Below are 17,574 nucleotides of genomic sequence, written 5' to 3' on the forward strand. Positions count from 1 at the left end.
GAGGCCCAGGCCCGATGAGTGCGCCCACCAAGTACGTGTACGAATTCGCCGAGGGCAGCCGGGACATGGCCGCCCTGCTCGGCGGCAAGGGAGCCGGCCTCGCCGAGATGACCCGGCTCGGCCTGCCCGTACCGCCGGGCTTCACCGTCACCACCGAGGCCTGCAAGGTCTACCTGGCCACGGGCGAGGAACCGGACGAACTCGGCGTGGAGGCCGCCCAGGCGCTGGCCGGCCTGGAGCGGACCATGGGCCGCACCCTCGGCGCGCCCGACGACCCCCTGCTGGTGTCCGTGCGCTCCGGCGCCCGCTTCTCCATGCCCGGCATGATGGAGACGATCCTCGACATCGGCCTCAACGACGAGTCCGTCGCCGGGCTGGCCAAGGCCTCCGGGCAGGAGAGGTTCGCCTGGGACTCCTACCGCAGGCTGGTCCAGATGTTCGGCCGGACCGTGATGGGTGTCGACGGCGACCTCTTCGAGCAGGCCATCGCCGCCCACAAGGCGAAGCGCGCCGTCGCCACCGACCACGACCTCGACACCGCCGAACTCGTCGCGCTCACCGAGGAGTTCAAGGACATCATCCGCAAGGAGACCGGCGAGGACTTCCCCCAGGACCCCACCGAGCAGTTGGCCCGCGCCATCCGCTCCGTCTTCGACTCGTGGAACGTCGAACGCGCCCGCGTCTACCGCCACCGCGAGCACATCCCCGACGACCTCGGCACCGCCGTCAACGTCCAGGCGATGGTCTTCGGCAATCTCGGGAACGACTCCGGCACCGGCGTCGCCTTCACCCGCGATCCCGCCACCGGCGAACGGGGCGTGTACGGCGACTATCTGCCCGACGCCCAGGGAGAGGACGTCGTCTCCGGTGTCCGTGACGCGCTGGCGCTGAGCGAGCTGAAGACGCTCGACCCGCGTGCGTACCTCGAACTCGGCGACCACCTGCGCACTCTGGAGAACCACTACCGCGACCTGTGCGACGTGGAGTTCACCGTCGAACGCGGCAAGCTGTGGATCCTGCAGACCCGCGTCGGCAAGCGCACCGCCGAGGCCGCCTTCCACATCGCCCACGACCTGCGGGAAGAAGGAACCATCACCGCGGACGAGGCCCTGATGCGCGTCGACGGCGCCGCGCTGACCCGGCTGATGTTCCCCCGCTTCGACACCACCCCGTCCGACGTACCCCTGGCACACGGCGTGCCCGCCTCGCCCGGCGCGGCGGTCGGCGCCGTCGTCTTCGACTCCGCCGAGGCCGTACGACGTGCCGCGGCCGGCGAGCAGGTGGTCCTCGTCCGCCGGGAGACCACGCCGGACGACCTGCCCGGCATGATCGCCGCCGAGGCGGTCCTGACCAGCCGGGGCGGCAAGACCAGCCACGCCGCCGTGGTCGCGCGCGGCATGGGCAAGGTGTGCGTGTGCGGCGCCGAGGCGCTGTCCGTCGACCCGGTCGCCCGCCGGGTCACCACGACGTCGGGCGTCGTCGTGCACGAGGGCGACACCGTCTCCGTCGACGGCACCGCCGGCACCGTCCACCTCGGCGCGCTCCCGCTCACGGCGTCCGAGGTCGGCCGCGCCCTGGAGACCGGCGCGAGCACCGACCCGGTCACCGAAGCCGTCCTGGGCGCGCTCGCCCACGCCGACTCCGTACGCCGCCTCGAAGTGCGGGCCAACGCCGACACCCCCGAGGACGCCGCACGCGCGCGTGCCCTCGGCGCCCAGGGCATCGGCCTGTGCCGCACCGAGCACATGTTCCTCGGCGAGCGCAGGGCGCTGGTCGAACGGATGATCCTGGCCCGCGACGACACGGCACGCGAGGAGGCCCTGGCCGCCCTGCTGCCCCTGCAACGCGAGGACTTCACCGGCCTCCTCGATGCGATGGACGGCCTGCCGGTGACGATCCGGCTGCTGGACCCGCCGCTGCACGAGTTCCTGCCCGACCGCACCGACCTGGCCGTCCGCCTCGCCTCCGCTGCCCACCCCGACCCGCACGACCGCGAACTCCTGCACGCCGTCGAGCGCATGCACGAGCAGAACCCGATGCTGGGCCTGCGCGGGGTGCGCCTGGGCCTGGCCGTACCCGGCCTGATGGCCATGCAGGTACGGGCCGTCGCCGAAGCCGTGATCGACCGTCTGGGCGCGGGCGGCCGTCCGCGCGCCGAGATCATGATCCCGCTCGTCGGCACCGTCGAGGAACTGCGCCTGGCCCGCGCCGAGGCGGAGCGCGTCCTCGCCGAGGTCGCGGCCGAGACCGGCACGAGGCTCGACTGCCCGATCGGCACGATGATCGAGCTGCCGCGCGCCGCCCTCACCGCCGGACGCATCGCCGAGGCCGCCGACTTCTTCTCCTTCGGCACCAACGACCTCACCCAGACCACCTGGGGCCTGTCCCGCGACGACGCCGAGGCCTCCTTCTTCCCGCTGTACCTGGAGAAGGGCGTCTTCGCAGTGTCGCCGTTCGAGTCGATCGACCAGGAAGGCGTCGGACACCTCGTGGAACTGGCCGTACGAGCCGGACGCGCCGTCAATCCCCGCCTGGAGACCGGCGTGTGCGGCGAGCACGGCGGTGACCCCGACTCCATTCACTTCTTCCACCACGCGGGACTGGACTACGTCTCCTGCTCGCCCTTCCGCATCCCGGCCGCACGACTGGAGGCGGGCCGGGCGGCCGTCGCCGACCGGTCCGGCACCAGCGACACCAGGTGAGGCGGCCGGCACGCGCGCGAATCGTTCACAGACTCGTCCCATAACCTCATGCCTGGAGACGTCGGATGCCCTGGGCGTCCAGGGTGAGGAGGGGCGATGGTGCTCGGAAGGATCACGCGTTTACTCGTGGGCGCCATGACCGTGGCCTGCATGGTGCTCGTGGGCCCCAGTGCGCCGAGCGGTGCCCTCGTCGCGGGGGCACTGCCCGCCGAGGCCGTCAGAGACGCCGTACCGAACCGGGTCATGACGTGGAACATCTGCAACCCCTGCGAGACGAGCAACGTCGACCGGGCGGCGGAGATCGCCACGTACGCGCCCCAGGTCATCGGCATGCAAGAAGCGTGCGTGCGTGACGTCGAGAGCATCCGGGACCATCTGGAGAACCTCTACGGGCTGGTCTACCACGTCGAGTACGGGATGGTGCTGCGCAGTTGGGGCCGCTGCGGGGGAGTGCCGTGGAGCCCCGGGGAGTTCGGTCAGGCGGTCCTCTCGGCGGCACCGATGACCGACCCCGTCGAAGTGGAGTATCCCGACGGCGGATCCGAGGACCGCGGGTACATGGCCGTCACCACCACCGTGGCCGGCCAGTCCGTCCGGGTCTTCAACACCCACCTCGCCCACCGGCGCCAAGAGACGGTCCGAGCAGGCCAGACGCGCGTACTCGCCGCGGAAGTCGCCGAGCACGACCGGGCGATCGTGCTCGGCGACTTCAACGCCGTGCCGGACGCCCCCGAACTCGCCCCGATGTGGGCCCTGGCCACGGACACGGACCCCCAGTGCCGTCCCTCGGCCACCGGCTCCTGCACGCCGACCACCGACTGGCAACTCAAGTTCGACTACGTCTTCCTGCGAGGCTTCGTCCCGCTCGAGCACCATGTGCATCCGACCCCGAACTCGGACCACCACGTCCTGCGCACCGACGTCGGCTCGTAGTTCGCTTTAGCCGGCAGTGCGGCAACGCTGCACTGTGGCGGAGATCCGTCCAACTCGTCCTCGACGTCGACGACCCCTTCCTCGGCGAGCGCGCCCCGCACTGCCTGCACTGGTTCTGACCGCGCGCCCGCGTCCCTCAGTCGCGCGACGTCAGAATGCTCAGCGAGTTGGCCGCGACGATCGCCCCGACGCTCGCCCACTCCAGGCCGCCCAGGCCCTGCCCCAGACCCACCCAGCCGACCAGGGCCGCGATGACCGGGTTGACGCTCATGAACAGGCCGAAGGCCCGGGGCGGGACGTGGCGGAGCGTGAACAGGTCCGCGAGATAGGGCACGGCCGAGGACAGCAGCCCGGCGATGATCGCGCAGGCCACGGCGCCGGCCGTGGGCGGGTGCCGGACGGCGAGGGCGATACCGACCGGCAGGAACATCACGGCGGAGATACCGGCCGCGGCCGCAGCCCCCTGAGCCCCGGGGACGCGTCGGCCGACGGTGCGGTTGAGCAGGATGTACGACGCCCAGCAGACGGCCGCCAGCAGCCCCAGCGCCATCCCTAGGTAGTCCGTCGAGGGCTGCGGGCGCATCAGCGTGACGACGCCGGCCCCGGCGATCACCGCGCAGCACATGTCCACGCGGCGGCGCGAGGTCGCCAGCGCGATGGCGAGCGGGCCGAGGAACTCCAGCGTCACCGCCAGCCCCAGGCCGACCCGCTCGATCGCCGAGTACAGGGAGAGATTCATGGTGCCGAACACCACGGCCAGCAGGATCACCGGCCACCACTGACTCCACGTGAACGAACGCAGCCTCGGCCTGCCGACGGAGAACAGCACCAGGGCGGCGACGTACTGACGCACGGCGACGACACCCACGGGGCCGAGGACGGGGAAGGCGAGGGAGCCGATCGCGGCCCCGGTCTGGGTGGACAGGCCGCTGCCGATCATGGTCGCCACACCGGCGAGCCGTCCGCCGGTCTGCTCGGGCGTGTCCAACCGGGTCGCGGGCGCGGGTGCGGCTACGGACGTGGGCGTGGGTGCGGGTCGGGTGCGCATACGCCGATCGTGCGGCCACTCGATCATTGCGCAAAATGCGCAGGCCGCGTCATGCATACGCCTGGGTTATGCATACGGTGGCCTCATGGATGTGGAGCTGAGGCAGTTGCGCTGTCTCGTCGCGATCGTCGACGAGGGCACCTTCACCGACGCCGCCATGGCCCTCGGCGTCTCCCAGGCCGCCGTCTCCCGCACACTGGCCTCGTTGGAGCGCTCGCTGGGCGTCCGGCTGCTGCGGCGGACCTCCCGTGAGGTGACCCCGACCGGGACCGGCCTGCGGGTCCTGGCACACGCCCGTCGGGTGCTCGGCGAGGTGGACGACCTGATCCGGGAAGCGGCCTCCGGACACGCCCGGCTGCGGATGGGCTACGCCTGGGCCGCGCTCGGCCGGCACACCCCGGCCTTCCAGCGCCGCTGGGCCGCCGCCCACCCCGGAACCGACCTCCAGCTCGTCCGCGTCAACTCCGCCACCTCGGGGCTCGCCGAAGGGGCCTGCGACCTGTCCGTCGTACGCCGGACAGTGGCCGACCGGCGCTTCGACTCCGCCATCGTGGGGCTGGAGCGACGGCTGTGCGCGGTGGCCGCCGACGACCCGCTGGCCCGGCGCCGCTCGATTCGACTGGCCGAGCTCAGCGGGCGCACCCTCCTCGTCGACCGCCGCACCGGCACCACGACGACCGAGCTGTGGCCGCCCGATTCGCGCCCCGCGACCGAGGAGACGAACGACGTCGACGACTGGCTCACGGTGATCTCGACCGGCCGGTGCGTCGGCGTGACCGCCGAGGCCACCGCCAACCAGTACCCACGGCCCGGCGTCGTCTACCGGCCCCTCCGCGACGCCGAACCCATCGCCGTACGGCTGGCCTGGTGGCGCGACGACCCACCACCGGCCGCCCAGGCGGTGGTCGAGCTGGTCACGGCCCTGTACCGGGGCGAGTGAGGGCCGGGGCGGCCGCATCCGCACAAGGGGCGGGAAGGGCCCCATCCACTTCTCGCGGATCCTGATTGCGCGGTGCACGGCTGCCGGCCGCTTCTCCGCGCCGTTACGGGTCCTTCCCGTCACCTCCAGCACACCACGCGCACGGCGGCTGCGCCAGGGCCGGTCGGCCCTTCAGGGCCCACGAAGGTGACAAGGCGGGCCCGGCGGGTACCCATGAGCAGCGGATCCCGTCGGACGAGGGACGCGGCTCGAATGGAGGTGAGGAGGTCGTGCGGTTCACACATCGAGGTGCCGGCCACGACGGACATCCCCTGGACGCCGTACGCGCGCGGTCTCGCTCCGCGCACCACCCGATCGCCGTCCCGACACGGTGGGAGTGACCATGCCCCGCCCGCCGACACCGGACCCGTCCGAGGGCACGCTCGGCGACCCCCTTCGTGATGTGCGCGCCGTCGTGTTCGACACCGACGGGGTGATCACCGATTCGGCCCGGGTGCATGCGGCTGCCTGGAAGGAGGCGTTCGACGGCTTTCTGCGGGCTCATCCGCCGGCGGATCCCGAGCAGGGGCGCCCGTTCGATGTGCGGGAGGACTATCTGCGGTATGTGGACGGCAAGTCGCGCCTGGACGGGGCGGCGGCTTTTCTCGCGGCGCGGGGTGTCGAGGTGTCGGAGGAGACGGTGCGTGCCGTGGCTGCGGACAAGGAGCGGTTGTTCACGGAGCGGTTGCGAGCGCATGGTGTCGACGCCTATCCGGGGACGGTACGGCTGGTCCGGGCGCTGCGTGCCGCGGGAGTGCCCCGAGCGGCGGCCTCGGCGTCCCGGCACGCCGGCGAGCTGCTGAGCCGGGCCGGGGTGCTCGACCTGTTCGACGCCCTGGTGGACGGCAACGAGGCGGCCCGGCTGGGCCTCGCGGGCAAGCCGGAGCCCGATCTGTTCCTGGAGGCTGTGCGTCGGCTCGGTGTGCCGGCGGGGGAGGCCGCTGTCGTGGAGGACGCCCTGGCGGGGGTGGAGGCCGGGCGCAGCGGAGGGTTCGCCCTGGTGGTCGGTGTCGACCGGGGCTCCGGTGCGCGGCTGCTGCGGCACGGCGCCGACATCGTCGTACGCGACCTTGGAGAACTCTGCGCGGGAGGAGAGCCGCAGTGACGGACGAGCTGAGCCCGGAGGCCGTGGCGGCCGGCTGGAGCTGGGAGTACGCGGGCTATGAGCCCGCCGACGAGCGGCTTCGGGAGTCGCTGTGCACGCTGGGCAACGGCTACTTCGCCACTCGGGGAGCGCTTCCGGAGTGTGCTGCCGGCGAGGTCCACTATCCGGGGACGTATGTGGCGGGCATCTACAACCGGCTCACGTCCGATGTGGCGGGCCGCCGTGTGGAGAACGAGGACATGGTCAACGTTCCCAACTGGCTGCCGTTGCGCTTCCGCCTGCCCGACGGGCAGTGGCTCACCCCCGACACCACACCCGTGCTCGAACACCGGCAGCTGCTGCACCTGGCAGATGGACTGATGGAGCGCCGGACGCGCTACGACCTGGGCGGGGGCCGTGTGTTGGCGGTACGGCAGCTCCGGATGGTGCATATGGCCGACCCACATATGGCGGCCCTACGCACCGAGTTCACGGCCGAGGGGTTCTCCGGCGAACTGGAGGTGGAGGCGGCCCTGGACGGCGGTGTCACCAACGCCGGAGTGGCGCGCTACCGGGACCTGGACGGCCACCACCTCACCCACCTCCACGCCGGCACCTCCGCCCCGGACACCGTCTGGCTGCGCTGCCGCACCCGCACCTCCGACATCCGGATCGGCCTCGCGGCCCGCCTCACCGCCGACGTGCCCGCGACGGTCCGCCACGAACTGCCGTACGTCATCCAGCGGTTGAGGCTCGATCTGGCCTCCGGCCACACCGTCACCGTCGACAAGACCGTCGCCCTGCACACTTCCCGCGACCCGGCGATCAGTGACCCGCTGCATGCCGCCGTCGACCGCGTACGCCGGTCCCCGGACTTCGACACGCTGCTCAAGTCGCATCGCACGGCGTGGGATCAGCTGTGGCGTCGTGCGGAGCTGGATGTGCCTGGTGAGTCGGGCCGGATCCTGCGGCTGCATCTCTTCCATGTCCTGCAGACCCTGTCCCCGCACACCGCCGACCTCGACGTCGGCGTGCCCGCGCGGGGGCTGCACGGCGAGGCCTACCGCGGGCATGTCTTCTGGGACGAGCTGTTCGTCCTGCCGTACCTCAACCTGCACTTCCCCGAGGTGTCCCGGGCCCTTCTCCACCACCGCCACCGCCGCCTCGAACAGGCCCGCACCAGCGCCGCGGCGGCGGGCTACCGGGGTGCGATGTATCCGTGGCAGAGCGGCAGCGACGGGCGTGAGGAGACCCAGCAGCTTCACCTGAATCCGCGTTCGGGGCGCTGGCTGCCCGACCATTCCCATCTGCAGCATCATGTGGGCTCGGCGATCGCGTACAACGTGTGGCAGTACTGCGAGGCGAGCGGCGACATGGAGTTCCTGCACACCAAGGGTGCGGAGATGCTGTTGCAGATCGCCCGGTTCTGGGCGGACCGGGCTGTCTATGACGAGGGGTTGGGGCGGCATCGCATCCGGGGTGTGGTGGGCCCGGACGAGTACCACGAGGCGTATCCGGACAGCGCCGTGCCGGGTCTGGACGACAACGCGTACACCAACGTCACCGCGGCGTGGGTGCTGGTCCGCACGCTGGAGCTGCTCGACACCCTGCCGGAGCCGCGCCGGCGTGAACTCGTCGAACGCACCGGACTCGACAGGGGCGAACTCGAACAATGGGAGGACGTCTCCCGCACCCTCCACGTCCCCTTCCACGACGACGTCATCAGCCAGTTCGAGGGCTACGGCGACCTCGCCGAACTCGACTGGAACGGCTACCGCGAGAAGTACGGCGACATCCGCCGCCTGGACCGGATCCTGGAGGCGGAGGGCGACTCCGTCAACCACTACAAGGCCTCCAAGCAGGCCGATGTGCTGATGCTCGGCTACCTGTTCGCACCGGCGGAACTGCGGGATCTCTTCCGCCGTTTGGGGCATCGGCTGGATGACGACATGTGGCGGCGCACGGTCGACTACTACATGCATCGCACCAGTCATGGCTCCACGCTCAGCGGGCTGGTCCACGGCTGGGTGCTGGCCCGGTGCCGGCGTAGCGAGGCGTGGAAGTTCGTGCAGGAGGCGCTCCAGGGCGACATCGCCGATGTGCAGGGCGGCACCACCGGTGAGGGCATCCACCTGGGCGCCATGGCCGGCACCCTGGACCTGGTGCAGCGTGGGCTGACGGGACTGGAGACCCGGAGCGGGGCGCTGTGGCTCGACCCCGTGCCGCTGCCCGAGCTGTCCTCGTACGGGTTCGCCCTGCGCTACCAGGGCAACTGGGGCGTCCGGCTGCGTCTGGAGCGCGGGCTGCTGGAGATCGCGGTTCCGTCCCACGACGTCTCCCCGATCGACGTGAGGCTGGAGGGGCGCGAGATGTCCGTGCAGCCGGGGGAGACGGCGCGCCTGGTCGTTCACGGCTGATCGGCTGATCGGCCCTGTGCGGGATGCGGCCGACGGGTGGAGGCTGGGAGGACAGCAGCGGATCCGGCCGGGAGGGTGAGCGCGATGGACGGCCCGGTGGTCGTAGGGGTGGACGGTTCGCCGTCGAGCATGGTGGCCGTGGAGGTCGCGGCGCGCGAGGCCGGGCTGCGGGGCGTGGCGCTCCGGCTGGTGCACGCCTTCGGCTGGCCGGCCGCGCACATCCCGCCCGGCGGGCGGCCCTGGGACGCGAGGAGTGCGGGGGTGCGTGAGCTGCTCGACGGCACGCTCATCCGGGCCGAGCGGTGCGCTCACGACACGGCCCCGAATCTGGAGATCACGCGTGAGGTCGTCGTCGGCGAACCGGTGACGGTGCTGGAGGTCGAGTCGCGCACCGCGTCCCTGGCCGTGGTCGGCAGCCGCGGTCTGAGCCGCTTCGGCGCCCTGCTGCTCGGCTCCACCGCAGGTCACCTCGCCGCCCACGCCTCCTGCCCGGTGCTGGTGGTGCGCCGCAGGCCCGACCCGGCCGGGCCCGTCCTCCTCGCCGTGGACGGCTCGCCCGCGGCGCGGGGAGCGGTCGAGTTCGCCTTCGCCCACGCCTCGCTGCACGGCGTGCGCCTGGTGGCGCTGCACGCCTGGAGCACCCGGACCGAGCGGGCGTACGAGGCCCCGGCCGACCCGCCCTTCGTGACGTACGACGAGGGCCGGCTGCACGACGAGGAGGAGCGGGTGCTCGCCGAGGCGCTGGGCGGGCTGCGCGAGCGGTATCCGGATGTCGCCGTGGAGCGCAGGCTGGTGCGCGGCCGGGTGCGGCACTCCCTCATCGAGGCCAGTGCGGATGCCGGGCTGGTGGTGGTCGGGGCGCGTGGACGGGGCGGTTTCGCCGGGCTGCTGCTGGGCTCGGTCAGCCAGGCGGTGCTCCACCATGCCGAGTGCCCGGTCGCCGTGGTCCGCACCGAGGAGAAGTGAACCTCACAGGCCGGCGGTGTGGTCCGGGACGTAGTTCTGCAGCTCGCGCGGCGGTCGCCGGTAGCCGGTCGACTCCGGGCGTTCGGGCAGTTCCAGGACCGGTGGAGGCACGTCCCGGTACGGCACGGAGTCCAGCAGGTGGGCGATCATGTTCAGCCGGGCCCGGCGCTTGTCGTCGCTCTCCACCACGTACCAGGGCGCCTCGGCGATGTCGGTGTGCACCATCATCTCGTCCTTGGCCCGGGAGTAGTCCTCCCAGCGGGTGATCGACTCCAGGTCCATGGGGGACAGCTTCCAGCGGCGCAAGGGGTCCTCGATGCGGCGCCGGAAGCGCTCCTGCTGCTCGTCGTCGCTCACCGAGAACCAGTACTTGCGCAGCAGGATCCCGTCCTCCACCAGCATCCGCTCGAAGATGGGGCACTGCCGCAGGAAGAGCTGGTACTCCTCCTTGGTGCAGAAACCCATGACGTGCTCGACGCCGGCCCGGTTGTACCAGCTCCGGTCGAACAGCACGATCTCCCCGGCGGCCGGCAGATGCTCGACGTAGCGCTGGAAGTACCACTGGGTGCGCTCGCGCTCGGTCGGCTTGGGCAGGGCCGCGATCCGGGCCACCCGCGGGTTGAGGTGCTCCGTGACCCGCTTGATCGTGCCGCCCTTGCCCGCCGCGTCCCGCCCCTCGAAGACCACGACCAGCCGGGCGTCGGTCGCGCGCACCCACTCCTGAAGCCTCGCCAGCTCCGTCTGGAGGCGCAGCAGTTCCTTCTCGTACGTCTTGCGCGGCAGCTTCTTCGCGTCGTCGCCGGCCATGCCGCCTCCCACAGCCGCATCGAACACCAGAACAGCACCGTACTGACGGGCGGCGGGCGGCGCACGCCGGACACCGGACTTGCGGCCCTTCACGCAAGGGGCACCCGGCGGGAGGGCAGGATGGGTCCATGGACGACGCCGATCCGCATATCCACGTCGAGCAGAGCGTGACCCGTTACGACGCCCGTGCGCGCAACCTGCTCGCCGGCACGTTCGGCCTGGTCGGCGATCTGCCGGAGACCGTCGCCACCGGCTGCGGGCTGCGGGTGCCGTACGCGATGACCTCGGCGCGGCCGGAGAGCGTCACCTGCCTGGCCTGCCGCGAGCACGGTCGCGCGCAGCACCTCCGCCTCGCCGAGCAGATCGAGCGGCTGGGGTCCATGCCGGGCGCCGCCATCACCCCGGACCAGTCGGGCCAGGTGGCCGACCACCATCGGGACCTCGCGCGGAGGTTCGCCGACGGCGGCTGAGGCGCACGGGTGAATGCAGCCCGGCGCAGGACTGCCACCACCGGTGACGGGGTACCCAGCGGCGCATGGCGGTGGACAGCAGGATGGGGCGGACGCCGGCGGCGCCGCCCCGGCCGGATGGCAGACTCGGTCGAGCGTTGGTGCGCTGGGCGACCACGACCGACCACAAGGTGATCGGCAACCTCTATCTGACGACCTCCTTCGGCTTCTTCCTCCTCGGCGGGGTCCTCGCGCTGCTGATGCGGGCCGAACTCGCCCGCCCGGGGCTTCAGCTGTTCAGCAACGAGCAGTACAACCAGCTCTTCACCGTGCACGGCACGGTCATGATGCTGCTGTTCGCGACCCCGCTGTTCGCCGGGTTCGCCAACGCCATCATGCCGCTGCAGATCGGCGCCCCCGACGTGGCGTTCCCCCGGCTCAACGCCCTGTCGTACTGGCTGTACCTGTTCGGCGGCCTCATGGTCGTCAGCGGCTTCCTCGTACCCGGCGGAGCCGCGAACTTCGGCTGGTTCGCCTACGCGCCCCTCAACAGCGCGGTCCGCAGCCCCGGCGCCGGCGGTGACCTGTGGACCATGGGCCTGGTGTTGACCGGTGTGTCCACCACCCTCGGCGCGGTCAACTTCATCACCACGATCCTGTGCCTGCGCGCCCCCGGCATGACCATGTTCCGGATGCCACTGTTCACCTGGAACGTGCTGTTCACCTCGATCCTCATCCTGCCCGCGTTCCCCGTCCTCACCGCCGCCCTGCTCGCGCTGGAGGCGGACCGCAAGTTCGGGGCCCACATCTACGACGCGGCGAGCGGCGGGGCGCTGCTGTGGCAGCACCTGTTCTGGTTCTTCGGGCACCCCGAGGTGTACATCGTGGCGCTGCCCTTCTTCGGCATCGTCACCGAGATCATCCCGGTCTTCAGCCGCAAACCGATCTTCAGCTACCTCGGCCTCATCGGCGCCACCATCGTCATCACCATGCTGTCCGCCGTGGTGTGGGCGCACCACATGTTCGCGACCGGCGCCGTGCTGCTGCCGTTCTTCTCCCTGATGTCGTTCTTCATCGCCGTCCCGACCGGCATCAAGTTCTTCGCCTGGATCGGCACCATGTGGAAAGGCTCGCTGTCCTTCGAGACACCCATGCTGTGGGCCATGGGGTTTCTGGTGACGTTCCTGCTCGGCGGCATGAGCGGCGTTCTCATCGCCTCCCCGCCGCTGGACTTCCACCTCACCGACTCGTACTTCATCGTCGCCCATCTGCACTACGTGCTCTTCGGCACCGTCGTGTTCTCGATGTTCGGGGGCTTCTACTTCTGGTGGCCGAAGATCACCGGGAAGATGCTCGACGAACGTCTCGGCAAGATCCACTTCTGGACCCTCTTCGTCGGCTTCCAGACCACCTTCCTGGTCCAGCACTGGCTCGGCGAACAGGGCATGCCCCGCCGCTACGCCGACTACCTGGCCGCGGACGGCTTCACGCCGCTGAACACCATCAGCTCCATCGGCGCGTTCCTGCTGGGCCTGTCCACCCTGCCGTTCCTGTACAACGTGTGGCGCACCGCCCACCACGGGCGCCGGGCGGACCGGAACGACCCCTGGGGCTACGGCCGTTCCCTCGAATGGGCCACCTCCTGCCCGCCCCCGCGCCACAACTTCACGGCGCTGCCCCGGATCCGCTCGGAGTCCCCGGCGTTCGACCTGCACCACCCGGACATCGCCAAGGAGGGCTGATGCGGACCGAATCCCGGCTCTTCGTCGGTGTCGCGGCGTTCTTCCTCGTCACCACCGTCGGCTACGGCCTGAGTTCCGAGGAACCCGCGGGCACCGCCGTCCTGCTCATCGCGTTTCTCATGGCCGCGCTCGTCGCGTTCTTCCTGCACATGCAGTACCGAAGGCGCGGCCTGCGCGCCCAGGACCGTGCGGACGCCGAGGTCGCGGACACGGCCGGTCCCCTCGACTTCTTCCCGCCGCACAGCCCCTGGCCGATCACCGTCGCCGCGGGATCCGTCATCGCGGCGCTCGGCGTGGTCTACGGACTGTGGCTGTTCCTGCTGGGCGTCGGGGTGCTCGGGCACGGGGTCGTCGGCATGGTGTTCCAGTACGCGGGCCGGGACGGTCAGCGCTCCAGCTCCTCCGCGGACGGCTCCCGTTCCTCCTCGACCCGGAACCCGTAGCCGCGCAGGACGTACCGCCGTTCCTCGTCGAGCGGCTCGTGGCTCTCCTCGTAGCCGCCCTCGATGGTCTGCCGCACCTCGCCGGTCTCCTCGCCTTCCGTCAGACGCTCCTGGTCGACCTCCCGCATCGCCCGGCAGACACGTCTCGTCACCATGAACGCGAGCGGCGGCAGGACCAGGAACGAGATGCGGAACACCCAGGTCAGCGCGTTCACGGAGATCGAGAAGGTGTCGGCGATGACGTCGTTGCCGCCCGCCGCCAGCAGCACGCCGTAGCAACTGACCGCCGCGACCCCGAGTCCGGTGCGCACGGGGTGGTCGCGGGGGCGGTCGCACAGATGGTGCTCCTCGCGGTCGCCGGTCACCCACCGCTCGGCGAACGGGTACGCGTACAGCACCGCGAACAGCACCCCCGGCAGGACGACCGCGGGCAGCAGCACGTTCCACATCAGGGTGTGCCCGGCCACCGTCGTCTCCCACGGGGGCACCAGGCGCAGCGAGCCCTCCAGGAAGCCGACGTACCAGTCCGGCTGCGAACCCGTCGACACGACGTCCGAACGGTAAGGGCCGTACGCCCAGATCGGGTTGATCTGCGCCACCCCCGACAGCAGCGTCAGCACCCCGGACACCATGAAGAACAGACCGCCCGACGAGGCCGTGAACTGCGGGACCATGGGCTTGCCGACCGCGTTGCGCTCCGTGCGGCCACGGCCCGCCCACTGGGTGTGCTTGAGGTAGAACACCAGGATCAGATGCACGGTGATGAGCGCGAGCAGCAGGCCGGGGAGCAGGAGGATGTGCAGCGCGTACAGCCGCGGGATGATCTCCTCGCCGGGATACTCGCCGCCGAAGGCGAAGAAGGACACATACGTGCCCGCCACCGGGATCGACAGCATGATGCCCTGGGCGATCCGCAGGCCCGTCCCCGAGAGCAGGTCGTCCGGCAGCGAGTAGCCGGCGAATCCCTCGGCCAGCGCCAGCAGGAACAGGGTCACGCCGATCAGCCAGTTGGCCTCGCGGGGGCGGCGGAACGCGCCGGTGAAGAAGATCCGCAGCAGATGGACCCCGATCGCGGCGAGGAACACCAGGGCCGCCCAGTGGTGCATCTGACGGATCAGCAGACCGCCGCGCACATCGAAGCTGATGTCCAGCGTCGACTCGTACGCGGCCGACATGCGCACCCCGGCCAGCGGCGTGTACGAGCCCTGGTAGACCACCTCGGTCATCGACGGGTGGAAGAACAGCGTCAGCCACACACCGCTCAGCAGCAGGACGACGAAGCTGTAGAGGGCGATCTCGCCGAGCAGGAAGGACCAGTGGTCGGGGAAGGCCTTGCGCAGCAGTCCGCCGCCCTCGGAGAGCGGCAGACGCCCGTCGACGTAGTCCACCGTGCGTTCAGCGGCATGACGGGCCCGGGCACCGGCACGAGCCCTTCTCCTCCTCCACAGCACGGATCACGAGTCCCCTGACGCCCGCACCGGGAAACGGACTGTTACGTACGATCACCCTTCGGCTTCCCCCGCTGGTCCGGTGTGCCGTGCGGCGGCGGACTGAAGGGCTCCGGCGAGGTCGCGGGGGACACCGGGGAGCCCGCCCGGTGCGCGCCGCTCTCGGGGCGCAGCGCGCCGGGATCGCCGGACGTCGGTTCGGCGCCGGACTCGAGCTGCTCCAGTCGGGTGGCCAGCAGTTCGGTCACCGCGAGCCGGTCGGCGTGCGACCGCTCGTAGGCCAGCAGCTCCTCGACCTCGCCGGCGGACAGCGACCGTACGCGGCTCTCCAGACCGCCGATCGGCAGGTGGTCGTAGTCGGGCAGCGGCAGGGTGTTACGGGCCGGGTCGGCCATGGTTCTCACTTCCTTCTGTACGGCCTGTGCGGCGGCCTCGGACGGCGCCGGGCCTCACGTACCGCCCGGCCCGCCGCCGCCGAACGACCCGCTGCCGCCCGCGCTCCAGCGGCGCCGTTTCCGGGACGGGCCCGGCCGGGTGGGCAGGTTGCCGTGGGCGGGCAGTTCGTGCGGGGTGACGCGGTGGTCGCTTCTGGGCACCTCGGCGGGCTCGCGGTTCTCCCGGACCTCGTGGACCGGGCCCTGCTCGGGCAGCCGGGGCTGTTCATCCGGGCGGGGCGGACGTGGTTCGCGGCGCCTGACCCGGATGCCCAGGGCGAAGGCGCCGACGAGCAGCGCCGTGACGGCCACGCCCGCGACGAGCAGTCCGACGGCGAGCGCGCCCGATGCCGCGGCGATGTCCATCCAAGCGGTATCCATGGCGCGCGAGTACCCCTGGCACCACACGTGAACCCGGACACCGCGACCGGCCCGGACGCCCAGGAACACCGGGTTTGGCGCCCGCGGCTGCGGCTACCCGCCCGGTGTGACATCGACAACATCCCAGCAAGAGCTCGTCCGGTTCCTCGAGGACCGCTTCGCGTGCGCCCAGGCCTGTACGGAGTGCGCCCGTGCCTGTGCGCTGCGCGCGAGCCTGGTGGATCCGGACGGGACGGAGGAACAGGAACTCCTGCGGCGCAAGGGCATCATGTGCGCGGAGGTCTGCGACGCGACCTGCCAGGTGCTGTCCGAGCAGAACCTCCTCGACGAGGCCGCGATCCGCGCTCAGCTCGAGTGGTGCAGGTCGGTGTGCGTGGAGTGCGCGCACACCTTCGACAGCCGTCCCGGCGGCGAGGAGGCCGCCGAGGCGTGCCGGACGTGTGCGCGGGCTTGCACCGACTTCATCGGGAGCCTCGCCTGACCGTTCCCAATTTCTGAAACACGTTCTACGGTGTGCGCCGTCAGGACCGCCCTTCGGGAGCCTGGAGGCGCCGTGCATCTGGAATACCCGCCCGAGCAGCAGCGGCTGCGCAGCGAACTGCGCGACTACTTCGCCGAACTGGTGCCGGACCTCGCACAGACCCGCTTCACCGACCCGGCCGCCCAGAAGCGCCACTACCGCAAGACGATCCGGCGGCTCGGCGCCGACGGCTGGCTCGGCGTGGGCTGGCCCAAGGAGTACGGCGGACGCGGCTTGACCGCGATGGAACAGTTCATCTTCTTCGACGAGGCCGCCCAGGCGGGCGTACCGCTGCCGCTGATGGCGCTCAACACCGTCGGCCCGACGATCATGCAGTACGGCACCGACGAGCAGAAGGCGTACTTCCTGCCGAAGATCCTCTCCGGCGAGATCGACTTCGCGATCGGCTACAGCGAGCCCGAGGCGGGCACCGACCTCGCGTCCCTCAGGACCCGCGCGGTGCGCGACGGCGACGACTACGTCGTCAACGGGCAGAAGATCTGGACCACCAACGGTGACACCGCCGACTGGGTCTGGCTGGCCGTGCGCACCGACCCGGACGCCCCGCCCCACAAGGGCATCACCATGCTCCTCGTCCCGACCACCGAACCCGGCTACTCCTGCACCGTCATCAACACCCTCGCCTCGCACGACACCACGGCCAGCTACTACGAGAACATCCGCGTCCCCGTCTCCCGCCGCGTCGGCGCCGAGAACCAGGGCTGGCGCCTGATCACCAACCAGCTCAACCACGAGCGCGTCACCCTCGCCGCCCACGGCACCATGGCCGTCCGCGCCCTGCACGACGTCCAGCGCTGGGCGATGGAGACCAAGCTCGCCGACGGCCGCCGGGTGATCGACCTGCCCTGGGTGCGCCGCCGCCTGGCCCAGACCCACACCAGGCTCGCCGCCCTCAAGCTCCTCAACTGGCAGATGGTCAGCGCCGTCCAGGACGGCACCCTCACCCCGCAGGACGCCTCCGCCGTCAAGGTCTACGGCTCCGAGGCACGCCGCGACGCCTACGCCTGGCTGATGGAGATCGTCGCCGCACCAGGGGCGCTGAAGGAGGGCTCGGCGGGCGCCGTGCTCCACGGCGAGCTGGAGCGCGGCTACCGCTCGGCCGTCATCTTCACCTTCGGCGGCGGCAACAACGAGATCCAGCGGGAGATCATCTCCTGGATCGGTCTGGGGATGCCGAGGGTACGGCGTTAGCCTGCGGGC

The 17,574-nt window shown here is 71.1% G+C and carries 16 protein-coding genes; 11 read left to right on the forward strand and 5 right to left on the reverse strand.

Annotation, left to right across the window (positions count from 1 at the left end; all coding sequences use genetic code 11):
• Positions 1-14 precede the first annotated feature (14 nt).
• The gene (gene ppdK / locus ACP4J3_RS43180) at positions 15-2,702 is read left to right on the forward strand and encodes a pyruvate, phosphate dikinase (protein WP_426542409.1); all 2,688 of its coding nucleotides are present in this window, start codon (positions 15-17) and stop codon (positions 2,700-2,702) included.
• Between the two features lie 96 nt (positions 2,703-2,798).
• The gene (locus tag ACP4J3_RS43185; protein WP_426542411.1) at positions 2,799-3,635 is read left to right on the forward strand and encodes an endonuclease/exonuclease/phosphatase family protein; all 837 of its coding nucleotides are present in this window, start codon (positions 2,799-2,801) and stop codon (positions 3,633-3,635) included.
• A gap of 136 nt (positions 3,636-3,771) precedes the next feature.
• On the opposite strand, the gene ACP4J3_RS43190 is transcribed toward ACP4J3_RS43185, so the two are convergent.
• Positions 3,772-4,683 carry an EamA family transporter gene (locus tag ACP4J3_RS43190; RefSeq protein WP_426542413.1) on the reverse strand — a complete coding sequence of 304 codons (912 nt, stop codon included), beginning with the start codon at positions 4,681-4,683 and terminating at the stop codon, positions 3,772-3,774.
• 85 nt (positions 4,684-4,768) lie between these two features.
• Here ACP4J3_RS43190 and ACP4J3_RS43195 point away from each other — a divergent pair, with 85 nt between their 5' ends.
• The 4 genes from ACP4J3_RS43195 (at position 4,769) to ACP4J3_RS43210 (ending at position 10,129) form a co-directional block, all read left to right on the forward strand.
• Positions 4,769-5,623 carry a LysR family transcriptional regulator gene (locus tag ACP4J3_RS43195; RefSeq protein ID WP_426542415.1) on the forward strand — a complete coding sequence of 285 codons (855 nt, stop codon included), beginning with the start codon at positions 4,769-4,771 and terminating at the stop codon, positions 5,621-5,623.
• A gap of 382 nt (positions 5,624-6,005) precedes the next feature.
• Positions 6,006-6,767, forward strand: a complete 762-nt coding sequence (locus ACP4J3_RS43200) for an HAD family hydrolase (RefSeq protein WP_426542417.1) — start codon at positions 6,006-6,008, stop codon at positions 6,765-6,767.
• Complete coding sequence (locus tag ACP4J3_RS43205) at positions 6,764-9,163, forward strand: glycoside hydrolase family 65 protein (protein WP_426542419.1); 2,400 nt, start codon at positions 6,764-6,766, stop codon at positions 9,161-9,163. Before ACP4J3_RS43200 ends, ACP4J3_RS43205 begins: the two co-directional genes overlap by 4 nt.
• 84 nt (positions 9,164-9,247) lie before the next feature.
• Positions 9,248-10,129 (forward strand): universal stress protein, encoded by an 882-nt coding sequence (locus ACP4J3_RS43210; protein WP_426542421.1) that lies wholly within the window; start codon positions 9,248-9,250, stop codon positions 10,127-10,129.
• A gap of 3 nt (positions 10,130-10,132) precedes the next feature.
• Here ACP4J3_RS43210 and ppk2 read toward each other — a convergent pair whose 3' ends face one another.
• Positions 10,133-10,936, reverse strand: a complete 804-nt coding sequence (gene ppk2, locus ACP4J3_RS43215) for a polyphosphate kinase 2 (protein ID WP_426542423.1) — start codon at positions 10,934-10,936, stop codon at positions 10,133-10,135.
• A gap of 128 nt (positions 10,937-11,064) precedes the next feature.
• Between ppk2 and ACP4J3_RS43220 the strand changes: the two genes are divergently transcribed.
• From ACP4J3_RS43220 to ACP4J3_RS43230, 3 genes are all read left to right on the forward strand, one after another.
• The gene (locus tag ACP4J3_RS43220) at positions 11,065-11,406 is read left to right on the forward strand and encodes a hypothetical protein (RefSeq protein WP_426542425.1); all 342 of its coding nucleotides are present in this window, start codon (positions 11,065-11,067) and stop codon (positions 11,404-11,406) included.
• A gap of 65 nt (positions 11,407-11,471) precedes the next feature.
• On the forward strand, positions 11,472-13,127 hold the full coding sequence (gene ctaD, locus ACP4J3_RS43225; protein WP_426542426.1) for a cytochrome c oxidase subunit I: 1,656 nt from the start codon (positions 11,472-11,474) through the stop codon (positions 13,125-13,127).
• A complete protein-coding gene (locus tag ACP4J3_RS43230) occupies positions 13,127-13,570 on the forward strand; it encodes a cytochrome c oxidase subunit 4 (RefSeq protein WP_426542427.1) in 444 nt (147 codons plus the stop codon). The genes ctaD and ACP4J3_RS43230 overlap by 1 nt, the downstream gene beginning before the upstream one ends.
• Here the strand turns inward: ACP4J3_RS43230 and ACP4J3_RS43235 are convergent.
• From ACP4J3_RS43235 to ACP4J3_RS43245, 3 genes are read right to left on the reverse strand one after another with little or no spacing between them, the layout of a single operon-like run.
• Positions 13,513-15,021, reverse strand: coding sequence for a cytochrome b (locus tag ACP4J3_RS43235; protein ID WP_426542428.1), 1,509 nt, complete (start codon positions 15,019-15,021; stop codon positions 13,513-13,515). The two genes, ACP4J3_RS43230 and ACP4J3_RS43235, sit on opposite strands and share 58 nt — an antisense overlap.
• A 41-nt stretch (positions 15,022-15,062) precedes the next feature.
• Complete coding sequence (locus ACP4J3_RS43240) at positions 15,063-15,413, reverse strand: hypothetical protein (RefSeq protein WP_426542429.1); 351 nt, start codon at positions 15,411-15,413, stop codon at positions 15,063-15,065.
• A 54-nt stretch (positions 15,414-15,467) separates the two neighbouring features.
• On the reverse strand, positions 15,468-15,833 hold the full coding sequence (locus tag ACP4J3_RS43245) for a DUF6479 family protein (protein ID WP_426542431.1): 366 nt from the start codon (positions 15,831-15,833) through the stop codon (positions 15,468-15,470).
• A gap of 106 nt (positions 15,834-15,939) precedes the next feature.
• Here ACP4J3_RS43245 and ACP4J3_RS43250 point away from each other — a divergent pair, with 106 nt between their 5' ends.
• Positions 15,940-16,314: a ferredoxin gene (locus ACP4J3_RS43250; protein ID WP_426542432.1), complete on the forward strand. Its 375-nt coding sequence runs from the start codon at positions 15,940-15,942 to the stop codon at positions 16,312-16,314.
• A gap of 72 nt (positions 16,315-16,386) precedes the next feature.
• Positions 16,387-17,565: an acyl-CoA dehydrogenase family protein gene (locus tag ACP4J3_RS43255; RefSeq protein ID WP_426542433.1), complete on the forward strand. Its 1,179-nt coding sequence runs from the start codon at positions 16,387-16,389 to the stop codon at positions 17,563-17,565.
• Positions 17,566-17,574 lie beyond the last annotated feature (9 nt).

The organism is Streptomyces sp. UG1 (assembly GCF_049974585.1).
GTDB lineage: Bacteria > Actinomycetota > Actinomycetes > Streptomycetales > Streptomycetaceae > Streptomyces.

Excerpts from the sequence above, each read along its gene's own strand:
- ACP4J3_RS43195 (WP_426542415.1), top strand. The coding sequence starts at position 4,769 with ATGGATGTGGAGCTGAGGCAGTTGCGCTGTCTCGTCGCGATCGTCGAC.
- ACP4J3_RS43185 (WP_426542411.1), top strand. The coding sequence starts at position 2,799 with ATGGTGCTCGGAAGGATCACGCGTTTACTCGTGGGCGCCATGACCGTG.
- ACP4J3_RS43220 (WP_426542425.1), top strand. The coding sequence starts at position 11,065 with ATGGACGACGCCGATCCGCATATCCACGTCGAGCAGAGCGTGACCCGT.
- ACP4J3_RS43200 (WP_426542417.1), top strand. The coding sequence starts at position 6,006 with ATGCCCCGCCCGCCGACACCGGACCCGTCCGAGGGCACGCTCGGCGAC.
- ppdK (WP_426542409.1), top strand. The coding sequence starts at position 15 with ATGAGTGCGCCCACCAAGTACGTGTACGAATTCGCCGAGGGCAGCCGG.
- ACP4J3_RS43190 (WP_426542413.1), bottom strand. The coding sequence starts at position 4,683 with ATGCGCACCCGACCCGCACCCACGCCCACGTCCGTAGCCGCACCCGCG.
- ACP4J3_RS43210 (WP_426542421.1), top strand. The coding sequence starts at position 9,248 with ATGGACGGCCCGGTGGTCGTAGGGGTGGACGGTTCGCCGTCGAGCATG.
- ppk2 (WP_426542423.1), bottom strand. The coding sequence starts at position 10,936 with ATGGCCGGCGACGACGCGAAGAAGCTGCCGCGCAAGACGTACGAGAAG.
- ctaD (WP_426542426.1), top strand. The coding sequence starts at position 11,472 with ATGGCGGTGGACAGCAGGATGGGGCGGACGCCGGCGGCGCCGCCCCGG.
- ACP4J3_RS43245 (WP_426542431.1), bottom strand. The coding sequence starts at position 15,833 with ATGGATACCGCTTGGATGGACATCGCCGCGGCATCGGGCGCGCTCGCC.
- ACP4J3_RS43240 (WP_426542429.1), bottom strand. The coding sequence starts at position 15,413 with ATGGCCGACCCGGCCCGTAACACCCTGCCGCTGCCCGACTACGACCAC.
- ACP4J3_RS43230 (WP_426542427.1), top strand. The coding sequence starts at position 13,127 with ATGCGGACCGAATCCCGGCTCTTCGTCGGTGTCGCGGCGTTCTTCCTC.